The sequence below is a fragment of the Psychromonas sp. B3M02 genome (assembly GCF_003318165.1).
Taxonomy (GTDB): Bacteria; Pseudomonadota; Gammaproteobacteria; order Enterobacterales; family Psychromonadaceae; genus Psychromonas.
The window spans coordinates 12,982-25,798 of the sequence record NZ_QOCB01000030.1 but is presented as its reverse complement, the minus strand read 5'-3'; the positions used below and the strand labels follow the sequence as shown (position 1 = coordinate 25,798).

12 protein-coding genes are annotated in these 12,817 nt (G+C 38.6%); 1 reads left to right on the top strand and 11 read right to left on the bottom strand.

Translation table 11 applies throughout. From position 1 onward, the window contains the following. Positions 1–72: 72 nt before the first annotated feature. The 5 genes from DS885_RS04330 to rplU form a co-directional block, all read right to left on the bottom strand. Positions 73–1,182, bottom strand: coding sequence for a mechanosensitive ion channel family protein (locus DS885_RS04330; protein WP_113818179.1), 1,110 nt, complete (start codon positions 1,180–1,182; stop codon positions 73–75). Between the two features lie 255 nt (positions 1,183–1,437). Beyond that, positions 1,438–2,304 carry a mechanosensitive ion channel domain-containing protein gene (locus DS885_RS04325; protein ID WP_113818178.1) on the bottom strand — a complete coding sequence of 289 codons (867 nt, stop codon included), beginning with the start codon at positions 2,302–2,304 and terminating at the stop codon, positions 1,438–1,440. Positions 2,305–2,490: 186 nt separating this feature from the next. Further along, complete coding sequence (gene cgtA, locus DS885_RS04320; protein ID WP_113818177.1) at positions 2,491–3,660, bottom strand: Obg family GTPase CgtA; 1,170 nt, start codon at positions 3,658–3,660, stop codon at positions 2,491–2,493. Positions 3,661–3,812: 152 nt separating this feature from the next. Next, entirely contained in the window at positions 3,813–4,070 is a 258-nt protein-coding gene (gene rpmA / locus DS885_RS04315) for a 50S ribosomal protein L27 (protein WP_113818176.1), read from the bottom strand. A gap of 16 nt (positions 4,071–4,086) precedes the next feature. After that, the gene (rplU, locus tag DS885_RS04310) at positions 4,087–4,398 is read right to left on the bottom strand and encodes a 50S ribosomal protein L21 (protein ID WP_113818175.1); all 312 of its coding nucleotides are present in this window, start codon (positions 4,396–4,398) and stop codon (positions 4,087–4,089) included. A 561-nt stretch (positions 4,399–4,959) separates the two neighbouring features. Here rplU and ispB point away from each other — a divergent pair. Next, positions 4,960–5,931: an octaprenyl diphosphate synthase gene (gene ispB, locus DS885_RS04300; RefSeq protein WP_113818173.1), complete on the top strand. Its 972-nt coding sequence runs from the start codon at positions 4,960–4,962 to the stop codon at positions 5,929–5,931. Positions 5,932–6,304: 373 nt separating this feature from the next. Here the strand turns inward: ispB and DS885_RS04295 are convergent, their stop codons facing one another. The 6 genes from DS885_RS04295 to miaA all read right to left on the bottom strand — a co-directional run bounded on the left by DS885_RS04295 (position 6,305) and on the right by miaA (position 12,817). Continuing rightward, the gene (locus tag DS885_RS04295; RefSeq protein ID WP_113818172.1) at positions 6,305–7,621 is read right to left on the bottom strand and encodes an adenylosuccinate synthase; all 1,317 of its coding nucleotides are present in this window, start codon (positions 7,619–7,621) and stop codon (positions 6,305–6,307) included. Positions 7,622–7,794: 173 nt separating this feature from the next. Continuing rightward, entirely contained in the window at positions 7,795–8,661 is an 867-nt protein-coding gene (hflC, locus tag DS885_RS04290; protein ID WP_113818171.1) for a protease modulator HflC, read from the bottom strand. Then, on the bottom strand, positions 8,661–9,848 hold the full coding sequence (hflK, locus tag DS885_RS04285; RefSeq protein ID WP_113818170.1) for an FtsH protease activity modulator HflK: 1,188 nt from the start codon (positions 9,846–9,848) through the stop codon (positions 8,661–8,663). Before hflK ends, hflC begins: the two co-directional genes overlap by 1 nt. Before the next feature lie 138 nt (positions 9,849–9,986). After that, complete coding sequence (gene hflX / locus DS885_RS04280) at positions 9,987–11,318, bottom strand: ribosome rescue GTPase HflX (protein ID WP_113818169.1); 1,332 nt, start codon at positions 11,316–11,318, stop codon at positions 9,987–9,989. Between the two features lie 181 nt (positions 11,319–11,499). Continuing rightward, positions 11,500–11,727 carry an RNA chaperone Hfq gene (gene hfq, locus DS885_RS04275; RefSeq protein WP_113818168.1) on the bottom strand — a complete coding sequence of 76 codons (228 nt, stop codon included), beginning with the start codon at positions 11,725–11,727 and terminating at the stop codon, positions 11,500–11,502. A gap of 154 nt (positions 11,728–11,881) precedes the next feature. Next, positions 11,882–12,817: a tRNA (adenosine(37)-N6)-dimethylallyltransferase MiaA gene (gene miaA, locus DS885_RS04270; RefSeq protein WP_113818167.1), complete on the bottom strand. Its 936-nt coding sequence runs from the start codon at positions 12,815–12,817 to the stop codon at positions 11,882–11,884.

Here is a 12,817-nt window from a genome sequence, read left to right as displayed (position 1 = left end):
TGCTAAATAAAAAATGGCGTAGACCTCCAGGTCTGCGCCATCTATCAATTAATCATTCCCCATAAACAAAGATTATTTCACACTATCAGCGCTTTCTAATAAACGTTGATGATCTTCACGATCTAAGTGAAGCTGCCGTGTTGGGAAGGCAAATTCCGCACCGTGATCTGTGACAATTTTAGCCACTTTCAGCAATACATCTTGTTTCACTTCATGGAATAAAATCCAATTAGTGGTTTTAGTGAAGGTGTAGATAAAGAAATCTAATGATGAGTTATTAAACACATCAAAATTCACAATCAAAGTCTGTGATTGGTCAATATCATTGTGTTCCTGCAACATGCTACGTACTGCTTTGATAATCGCCTCGACCTGACTAATATCTTTATAACGTAAACCAAAGTTCTCTTTAATTCGTCTATTGCTCATTCTAGAAGGGTTTTCTACAACAATGTGCGTAAATAAACTATTAGGCACATACAAAGGACGTTTATCAAAAGTACGAATTCGAGTAACACGCCAGCCAATCTCTTCCACTGTACCTTCTATGGATTTATCTGGGCTACGTATCCAGTCCCCTACTTTGAAAGGTTTATCCATATAAACCATGGCTGCACCAAACAAGTTAGACAGTAAATCCTTCGCCGCCATACCGACGATTAATCCCCCCATACCACCAAATGCCAATACACCTGAGATGCTAACACCTAATGTTTGTACGATAGATAATGTAACAAAGGCTAAAATGGATAGTTTAGCTAACTTAGCGAGTGCTGTGACAGTGGTTGTATCTCTTTTCTCATCGGCAACAAAAGTATGCTCCGCTTTATAAACTAAACGCCAGAATACCCAACCCAGTAAAAATAAAGCGGCGACTTTTTGTCCAATAGGGAGATACTCAGAAATAGCTAACTCTTCACTTTCCGCTATAACACGAAGTGAGGTAGAGGTCCCCATTAACAAAATCAGCCAATTAACTGGTTTATTAATAGCGAAAAAAACAATATCGTCCCAGTTATTTGCAGTTTTTGAAATCGCATTTTCCATTTTATTGGCAAAGTAACGCCAAATGAATTGTATTAAAATGGTGACACAAAGTAATAGCGAGAAATTGACAACCCAACTCTCAATATTCAATGAGGTCAACCAATCGCCGATATATAACTCAACTTTATCAAGCATAAAAACCCTCAAAATAAAAAATAGACATATACCAATCACTTAATGTGATTGATAATAATATATTTACGATATCGAAAATGATCACATAAATAAAAATACCCATGATGAATACATCATGTTACAAAATGACCCCTTCCCTATAAATCATTATCTTTAATGACACAAAGTGTAAGATTAAGTTTCAAAAAAAGGGTCGCACAAAACTTGGTTACATTCATCCAAGTTAATGAAAGTAATGACTTAAACCTTCTTCTATTAGGCTTTACAATGCAACTGTAGCTGAGCATAGGGAATATTAATACTCGCTTCATCTAGGGCGACTTTAATTGCTTCTATTAACGCAAAACGTACCGACCAGTAGTCCGAAGATTTTACCCAAGGGCGCACTACTAGATTAACACTTGAAGCCGCCAGCTCTGAGACTGCAATTTGCAGTTTTGGAGTAGATAAGACTTTTTCATTAGCTAACACCACCTCTTCCAATAAAGCTTTGACTTGCTTTAAGTCACTTTTGTAATCAACACGTATCACTAGGTCGATTCTGCGTTCAGGCTTGCGAGAAACATTCACTATGTTGCTTTTAAGAATACTGCGATTTGGCACAACTATATATCGGTTATCGCCCGCTTTTAAAATACAGTTGAAAACTTGAATCGACTCCACAGTGCCCGATGTACCCGCAGCTTCAATAAAGTCCCCCATTTTAAAGGGGCGTAATACAATTAGTAAAATGCCTGCCGCAAAATTAGATAAAGCCCCTTTTAATGCCAAACCAATGGCTAAACTGGCCGCCCCTAAAAGAGCAATTAAGGAAGCAGTTTGTACCCCAACATGCGCCAAACCAGCAATAATACTCATAGCGATTAATGCATAACGAAGAATCAAACAAACGAAATCTCGAAGTGTTTGCTCTACCCCTTTTTTAATCAGGGTTTTATTCATTAAATAAGTAGATAAACGCGCCACAGAGAGGCCCACAGCGATGATTAATATAGCAACGACTAAATTGATAATAGAATGCGAGATAATCGCTTGGTGCTGTTGAATCCACTCAACTAATGGCATCAACATATTTAATATGGCATTACTTTTTTCTGATACAACAGGGTCAACAGAGGACATGGTTACTCCCAATTACGAACAAACTAATTTATAACAAGATAAAAACCAGCGTATTATCAATAGCAATAACGCTAATGAACAGATCTATTTTTCCTATTAAACAAATTTATTATTATCAGCTAAAAACAAAAAACCGCTTAGATTACTCTAAACGGCTTTTTAATGTTTATTAACAAAGAGAAGAATTTAATCTCTGACGTAAATGACTTCCATCATTTCATCTTCATCATCCCAGTCATCATCGTCATCGAGGTGCACAGCACCTTCAACAGCATCAATGGCAGATTTATGGTAATCATCCCATTGGAACTCAACCTGTTGACGCTCTTCTTCTGGTGTTGCTTCTACTGGTAACTCTTCAATGTATGCAACTAGCTCTTTACATAGTTCAGTTGTACCCGTTTTAGAGATAGCAGCTACTTTATAAACGGGTCCATCCCACTCTAGTGCATCTTTAACACGTTGCATCACTTCTTCAGCTTCTTCTTCTAATAACAAGTCTGTTTTATTGAAGATTAACCAGCGTGGCTTTTGCGCTAATTTTGGACTGTGTTTTTTCAACTCATCTAAAATAACCAGTGCATTCTCAGCAGGATCACTACCATCAGCAGGTAAAAGATCAATCATGTGCAGTAATACACGACAACGCTCTAAGTGACGTAGGAAGCGAGTCCCTAAACCAGCGCCATCCGAAGCACCTTCAATTAGACCAGGAATATCAGCAATTACAAAGCTGTTACCATGACCCATACTTACTACACCTAGATTAGGGATAAGAGTCGTAAATGGGTAATCAGCAACTTTAGGTTTAGCCGCAGACACACTTCGGATAAACGTTGATTTACCTGCATTAGGTAAACCTAACATGCCCACATCGGCTAGCAGCAATAACTCTAATAACAGGTTACGTACTTCACCTGGTGTACCTTCAGTCTTTTGACGAGGCGCACGGTTAGTAGAGGTTTTGAAACGTGCGTTACCTAAACCATGGAAACCACCTTTTGCAACCATTAGTTTTTGACCATTTTTAGTCAAATCACCTACGATTTCGCCAGTGTCATCATCACGACAACGTGTACCAACAGGTACTTTAATGATCTTATCTTTACCACGAGAACCGGTACAATCTGATACTTGACCATTTTCACCACGCTCTGCGCTGTAAAAGCGAACAAAACGGAAATCAATCAGTGTATTTAAGTTTTCGTCGGCTTCTAGATAAACATCGCCACCATCACCGCCGTCACCACCATTAGGGCCACCACGAGGAATATATTTTTCAGTACGAAAGCCGACTACGCCGTTACCGCCGTCTCCAGCGTCAACTTTAATTCTTGCTTCATCAACAAACTTCATTACAACCTCCAAAAAACATAGCCGCTACTTAAGAGCGACGATTATACCTATTTCTATTGATCATAGATCACATTTCTTATTTTCAATAGAAATAGATAGACAAAAAAAAACCTCGCATTTGCGAGGCTTTTTAAACTTTGCTTCGAAATAGATTATTCAGCTACGATGCTCACGAATGAACGAACAGGCTTACCTTTCTTTTCGAATTTAACAGTACCAGTCGCTTTAGCGAATAGTGTGTGGTCTTTACCTAAACCAACATTTAGACCAGCGTGGAATTTAGTACCACGTTGACGAACTAAAATGTTACCAGCTAAAACAGACTCGCCACCGAAACGTTTAACACCTAAGCGTTTACTTTCTGAATCGCGACCGTTATTAGTACTACCACCAGCTTTTTTATGTGCCATTTTTAATAACTCCTAATTAAGCGTTAATCGCAGTAATTTTAATTTCTGTAAACCACTGGCGGTGACCAGCTTGCTTACGAGAATGTTTACGACGGCGGAACTTAACGATTTTAACTTTTTTACCACGACCGTGAGTTACTACTTCTGCAGTAACTTTACTACCTTCAACGTATGGAACACCAACTTTAACGTCTTCAGCACTTGCTACTAATAGAACTTTATCAAATTCTACAGTTGCACCAGCTTCAACATCAAGTTTTTCCAAACGAAGAGTTTGTTCAACAGCAACACGGTGTTGCTTGCCACCACTCTGGATAACAGCGTACATGTTTCTTACTCCGTTCAGGCATCTCGTGTTGTTTTATTTCAAACAGAACATCGAGAGCGCACTAATTAATCACAATGGACGCGGATTCTACAGAGAGATTGTCACTTTGGCAATGGCTTTTAGGTAAAATATTGCAATTAAATGATAGATTTTTGTTAGTCGCGAAAAACACCCAGCAAGCGACTAAAAATCAACAAGTGATTCTTAATCATTTAAACCACATAAAATCAAAGTTGATGATTCTGGTTCAAAAATTATTTGCGCAAATACCTCACTCTACAAAGAGTGAATAACAATCAATATTAACACCTCCCCTCTCTCACTCTTTGTCTCTTTTATTAATAAGAACAAAGAGAGGTAAGTATTCTCAACTTACCTAAAAACAACAAAAAAAGTATTAAAAATAAGCAAAATATAATCGCAAAAATCAACTTAAAACAGCATTAATCAAGAGTTGATTATTAAATGATGATTAAGGCTTCGTAAATACCCCTATAGAGTTGAGATATCGTCCAGAAACGGGAATAATACACCCACTCTTTCCAATGGGACTATTTAGGCATGGATATTAAACAAATTCAGCAGCTTTCTTCTACTGATATGACTCAAGTTAATCAATTGATTACTGAGCAACTAAGCTCTGATGTTGCATTAATTAATCAACTCGGTTTTTACATCATCAACAGTGGCGGTAAACGTATTCGCCCTTTGATCACAGTATTAGCAGCCCAAGCCCTAAAAGTACATTCTCCAGAAACTACAAAACTGGCTGCTATTATAGAGTTTATTCATACGGCCACATTATTACATGATGATGTTGTTGATGAATCTGAGCTACGTCGCGGCGAGAAAACAGCCAATGCTCTGTTTGGTAATGCAGCTAGTGTATTAGTGGGTGACTTTCTTTATAGCCGTTCTTTTGAAATGATGACTGAGCTAGAAAATCTAAAAGTCATGAAAGTACTGGCTAGCGCAACCAATGTGATTGCCGAAGGTGAAGTATTACAGTTAATGAACTGTAATAACCCAGACACCACTGAAAAAGTGTATATGGATGTTATCTACTTCAAAACCGCTAAATTATTTGAAGCAGCAACGCAGTTAGTGGCTGTATTAGGTAAACAACCAAACGATATCGAAAATGCATTATTAGATTACGGTAAATACTTAGGTACAGCATTCCAACTAACGGATGATGTAATGGATTACGCATCTGATGCTAAAGAGATGGGTAAAAATACCGGTGATGACCTTGCTGAGGGTAAACCAACCCTACCACTACTTTATGCAATGCAACATGGTACAGAGGCTCAAGCTAGCTTAATTCGAGAAGCAATTGAAAAAGGTAACGGTCTTGAAAACTTTGATGCGATCATGCAAGCGTTAACTGAGACTAAAGCATTAGAATATACCAAAGCACGTGCCATGGAAGAAGCGGATAAAGCGATTAACGCTATTGCTATCTTACCTGATAGCGATCATAAGCAAGCACTGATTAGCTTAGCGCACATTGCCGCGAATCGAAAAAGCTAATAGCTAACTGTCATATCGCACTCCCCTAAAACAAGAGTGAAGATATAGAATAAGAGAAGGGACAATATGTTTATGTATTGTCCCTTTTTTGTCACTTGATTTCTTAGCATTGCTAAAAAGTGTCAACCTTATACCAATTGTATTAAATAACTGATCTAAATTTTGCGCCGGAAAAATGGCTTAGTTTGAGGCGTAAGTTGATGTAAATGGTTGTTCCCTATACGAAACTTACAACGAAAAAATAAGTTGTTTTAACAAGTAAAATAGATCAGTTACTTACTATGATTGGTATTATTTAGAACGAGTCATATTGCAGGATCAAAAAGGCCCGCGCTATTGCAACAATAACGCGGGCCTTTTTAAACAATTAAACTTATTCGCTAAATGGATTAACGCGGATAATTGTTTCGTTACGATCTGGGCCAGTTGAGATTAGGTCCATTGGGATCCCAGTCAACTCTTCTAGACGTTTGATGTAAGCTTTTGCATTAGCAGGTAGTGCATCATAAGTAGTCACACCAAATGATACTTCAGACCAACCAGGCATTGATTCATAAACAGGAACAGCCTGCTCATAACCGTCAGCACACATAGGTGGTACATCAACAACTTTACCGTCAGGCATAGTGTAACCAGTACAGATTTTGATCTCTTCTAAACCATCTAGTACATCAAGCTTAGTTAAACAAAAACCCGTGATACTGTTTAGTTGTACTGCACGTTTGATAGCAACTGCATCAAACCAACCTGTACGACGTAAACGACCTGTTGTTGCACCAAATTCATGGCCAACTGTGCCCATATGGTGACCAGCAGGATCTAGGTGGTCAACACCATCATAAAGCTCAGTTGGGAAAGGCCCCGAACCAACACGTGTAGTGTAAGCTTTAACAATACCTAATACGTAATCAAGGTGTGTAGGACCAAAACCACTACCAGTAGCAACACCACCAGCTGTCGTGTTTGACGATGTCACGTATGGGTATGTACCGTGGTCGATATCCAATAACGTACCTTGTGCACCTTCAAATAAGATAAGATCACCACGTAAACGTGCTTTATCAAGCTCATCTGTTACATCGATAACCATGCTAATTAATAGCGGAGCCATTTCAGTCATTTGTGCTAATACATCTTCGTAACTTACTGGGTCAGTCTTATAGTAGTTAACTAATTGGAAGTTATGGAATTCCATTACTTCTTTAAGTTTAACCGCAAACTTCTCCATGTTGAATAAGTCATCTACACGCAAACCGCGACGTGCAACCTTATCTTCATAAGCTGGACCGATACCACGACCAGTTGTACCAATAGCTTTATTGCCACGTGCTTTTTCACGCGCAACATCTAGTGCTACATGGTAAGGAAGAATTAGAGGACAACCTTCACTAATTGAAAGACGCTCTTTGGCTGGAATGCCTCGCTCGATAAGCATGTTCATTTCTTTGAACAATGCATCTGGTGCTAATACCACACCATTACCGATGACACATTTTACGTTTTCACGCAGTATGCCTGATGGAATCAGATGAAGTACTGTTTTCTCTCCATCGATTACTAGTGTATGACCCGCATTGTGGCCGCCTTGATAGCGAACAACCCATTGCGCTTTGTCTGTAAGTAGATCAACTACTTTCCCTTTACCTTCATCACCCCATTGAGTGCCAAGAATTACTACATTTTTTCCCATCAGAATCACATATCTCTAGCGAATTGAGCGGGGATTTTAGCAAAGTTTAAACAGTTCGATCAATATCTTTGTGAGTTTATCGCTAGTTATATAATTTAAAATAAAAAAAAGGCCGATAAATCGGCCTTTTTACAATCACTTAGTATTTAAACTCGAACTAGAAATAATAAATATTACTTCTTATCCGTCATATATTTAAAGAAGTCGGAATCCGGGCTTAATACCATTACATCTTGTTTGTCTGCAAAGCTTTTTTGGTAGGCTTGCATGCTACGCATAAAGGCATAAAACTCAGCATCTTTAGAGAAAGCTTCAGAGTAAATTTTAGATGATGTTGCATCACCACGACCACGTATCTCAGCTGACTCTTTGTTTGCTTGAGCTAGCATAATCGACACTTTACGGTCGATATTAGCGCGGATCACTTCAGACTTCTCTTGACCTTCTGAGCGATGTTCTCTTGCTACCGCTTGACGCTCAGCACGCATACGCTTGTAAACACTATTACTCACACCATCAGGTAAATTAATTTTCTTAATACGTACATCAATTACTTTAATACCTAACTCAGATGAACGTGCCATACGCTTCAATGCTGTTTCCATTACTTCGCCACGCTTACCAGATACAATATCTTTAATCGTGTGAGAACCAATTTCATTACGTAAACCATTATTAATTTTACGCTTCAATAACGCTTCAGCTTGCATTTTATTACCCCCAGTTGCTAGGTAATAAACGGCTAAATCATCAATTTGCCACTTAACATAAGAGTCGATAATTAAATCTTTTTTCTCTGATGTTACAAAGCGATCTGGTTGATCATCTAACGTTTGAATACGTGTATCCATCACTCGAACAGTATCAATAAATGGAACTTTAAAGTGTAACCCTGGTGCATAAACCACTGGGTTATTATCACTATCACGTTTCACTTTACTAAACTGTAAAACAATACCATTTTGTCCTTCAGAAACAACAAACGCGCTGCTAATGAAAGCGATAAACAAAATGGCTGGTAGTATTAATAATTTTTTCATTAGTAGTCTCTCCCCGTTGTACGACTGCTACGCGAAGCTCTCTCATTAACTGCAGCACGTTCATCTTGGTCTGCTTTTTGATCTGCACGTGAACGTGTTTCGATCTCAGTTTCCACCGGTAAGCGTGTTGTGTTGTTAGACTTATCCATCAATTTATCAAGTGGAAGGAAAGTTAAGTTACCTCCAGCTTTATTATCGATTAACACTTTAGATGCATTACCTAGTACTTTTTCCATTGTTTCAATGTAAATACGTTGGCGAGTCACTTCAGGGTTAGCTTTGTATTCTGGTAGTAATTGATTAAATTTAGCTACCGCACCCTGTGCTTCTAGGATAATACCTTCTTCGTATGAACGAGCTTGTTGCTCGATACGTTTAACTTGACCACGTGCAATTGGCTCTTTCTCGCGCTCATAAGCTTCTGCTTCACGAACAAAACGCTCTTCATCTTCTTGTGCAGCAATTGCATCATCAAAGGCATCTCTAACTTGTTCTGGTGGACGTGTTTGTTGTAAATTCACATCTAAAATCTGAATACCTAGATGGTAGCTTTCAATGATTTTATTAAGCATTTCCCAGGTTTCTTGACGGACCACTTCACGACCGGTTGTTAATGTATCATCCATGGTTGAATGACCGACAACAAAACGTAACGAGCTGTCTAATGCTTGTAATAAACTATTATCAGCGTTAGTAACACTAAACAGATACTTTTCTGGCTCAACAATACGGTATTGAATTTCCATTGACACTTGTACGATATTCTCATCTTCGGTCAACATGAATCCCGACGTTGGTAAGGTACGGAAAGCTTCTACGTTAATTGGAATTATTTGATCAACAAATTTTGGATTCCAGTGTAAACCAGGCTCAACCTGTGAATGATAAGCACCAAAGCGCAGTACTACACCACGGTCTGATTCTTTAATGGTATACCAACCACTTGCAAACCAAACAATAGCAATGATGCTAAGCACAGCAATAGCAACAATCTTTCCGCCATTACCACTGTTGCCGCCACCAGAAGGACCTTGCGTTGATTTTTTTCCAAATAAGCCACCTAAGAATCCAGATATTTTTTGAAAAACAACGTCTAAGTCTGGTGGTCCCTGTTCATTCTTTTTATCGTTTTTGTTCCACGGGTCTTGATCTTTTTTATCATCTTTACCCGGTTCATTCCAAGCCATGTTAGCTCCTGATTTACTCATAAATTGAATTAATAAAATCTGTTTAATAATGAATCATTTAAAAGAATTTACCAAACACTTAAACTATTACTGCAATGTAACAATGTTCAGTCTAATAATAAAGTGCTTAATGACATATTAGGTCCAATCTTCTTTTTCTAATTCAGCGACACTTTGATAATTGTTATCTACCACAAATTCCTCTATGTAGTCGCCCTCTTGTTTTATCAAACGTTGCCAGTCGGTGTTATTTAAACGGATATCGATAACACAATGACCATTTTCAGCGTACGCTTCATTTTCAATGCACTCTAACTGATAGAATAAGGCGCGTAATTTACCCTGTGCAGGTGGTATTGATAATTGTAATGAACGAATCTTACCCGATAATAAACTGCTTAAGGCATTAAATAATAGATCCACGCCAATATTTTTCTGCGCCGATAACCAAACTCTGGTTGGCACGCCTAAATCATCATAGTCTATTCTTGGTTCCGCTTCTTCTAGTGCATCAATTTTATTCATCACCATTAAATGCGGTACTTCACCGGCATCAATTTCCGATAATACTTCTTCAACGGCTTCTACATTAGCGAGGTAATTTTCATCGGAGCAATCTACAACATGTAACAACAGCGTTGCTTCACGGGTTTCTTGTAATGTTGCTTTAAATGCAGCTACCAAATCATGCGGTAGATGACGAATAAACCCTACTGTATCAGCTAAAATACAAGTACCTACATCATCTACAGATATTTTGCGTAAGGTTGGGTCTAAGGTCGCAAATAATTGGTCAGCGGCATACACTTTTGCTTCGGTTATTTGATTAAATAAGGTCGATTTACCAGCATTGGTGTAACCAACTAAAGATACTGTTGGTACTTCATTGCGTAAACGCGCTCGTCGTCCCTGCTCTCGTTGTTTTGATACTTTGCTTAATCTTGATTTAATCGTAGTAATACGTGCACCAAGTAAACGTCTATCTGTCTCTAACTGGGTTTCACCAGGACCACGCATGCCGACACCACCTTTCTGTTTATCAAGGTGACTCCAACCGCGTACTAATCGACTCGACATATAATGAAGCTGAGCAAGCTCTACTTGTAACTTACCTTCATAGGTACGAGCACGTTGTGCGAAGATATCTAAAATAAGTGCTGTTCTATCAAGTACTAAACATTCACACTTTTGCTCCATATTACGCAATTGGGCAGGAGACAAAGCATGGTTAAAGATAACGATATCAGCACCCATGGTGTGTACTGTATCAGCAATTTCTTGGGCTTTACCTGTACCAACAAAAAAACGTGCATGAGGTGACTTACGAGGACCTGTCACTGTGGCAACAGGCGTAACACCGGCAGAGCTAACTAACAGCTTTAATTCATCAATATCTTCTTTATTATTTTCATCTGAAAAAGAGACATGAACTAAAACAGCCTGTTCACCGGCTTCATAACGATCAAACAAATAATTCTCCAATAAGTAAGTAAAGGTAATAGATGGTGCTTAGTAACGTAATTTCAAGGCTAAGCAGCAAACTTAATCCTAACACAGCTATTTAATGATTATACTGATTACCTTCAAGAAGTGATGCGCTTGGATAAAAAAATGGCCTGCATAAGCAAGCCATTTTATTCTTATGATAAGACTACTCTTCGTGAGTAATACTAGGTAGAGCTCTACTAGGCACAACAGTAGAGATTGCATGTTTATATACCATTTGACTGACAGTGTTCTTCAATAAAATGACAAATTGATCAAAGGACTCTATTTGCCCTTGTAGCTTAATTCCATTCACTAAATAGATTGCGACTGGGATTCGTTCTTTACGCAAGGTATTTAGGAAGGGATCCTGTAATGATTGTCCTTTTGCCATTAGCGATTCCTTAAGTGTTCTTTATTATTATATTCAAATATAAGTATAACTAAGGAATAGAAAAAAACCGACAGAAAACGTAAAATTTTGATCCGTACCTCCTTCTATCCTCTTGTAATTTAAATAACTAACGGTTTACACTAGATTTGCTCATCTATAAGATGCTTTTAATTTTTTCAAAGTTATCTGGATCGGCACTTTCTAACCATTGAATATCTTGTTTCCAGCCTCTTAACCAGGTCATTTGACGTTTCGCTAATTGACGAGTGGCGACCACGCCTCGAAAACGCATCTCTTCATAATCCATCTTACCTTCAATATATTCCCACATTTGGCGATAACCAACACAGCGCATAGAAGGTAAATCTAGGTGTAAATCACCACGTTCATATAAGGCTCTTACTTCTTGCTCAAAGCCACCGACTAGCATTAAATCAAAACGACGTTCGATACGTTCATGTAATACAACTTTTTCAGCGGGAGCAATGGCAAACTGCTTAACATCAAAGGGGATGGGTTCGCTTTTTACTTCAGTCAGCTCAGTCATGCTTTTACCCGTGATGCGATACACTTCAATAGCACGTGCTAAACGTTGTGGATCGTTAACATGAATACGAGCAGCAGAAACCGGATCTATCTGTTGCAGCTCTTCATGTAATGCTTGCCAACTACTTTCATTAACTTGCTTTTCTATCGCAGCACGTACTTCTGGGTCTGCACTTGGTAAAGGAGATAACCCTTCGACTAAGGCTTTATAATAAAGCATGGTGCCACCCACTAATAAAGGTGTGTTACCTCTTGCAACGATTTCACTCATCAAACGTAATGCATCATCTCGAAAGTTGCCAGCTGAATAGCTGTCTATAGGGTCAATAATATCAACTAACATATGTGGTGCTAATGCTTGCTCTTCGGCGCTAGGCTTAGCAGTGCCAATATCCATCTGTTTATAGATCAGTGCAGAATCCACACTGATAATTTCACAACGACATTGTTGAGCCAATTTGATGGCTAAGTCGGTTTTACCTGAGGCCGTTGGCCCCATTAAAAAAATAGCTTTAGGGAAAGCTGTGCTGCTGGTGTCGGTCAT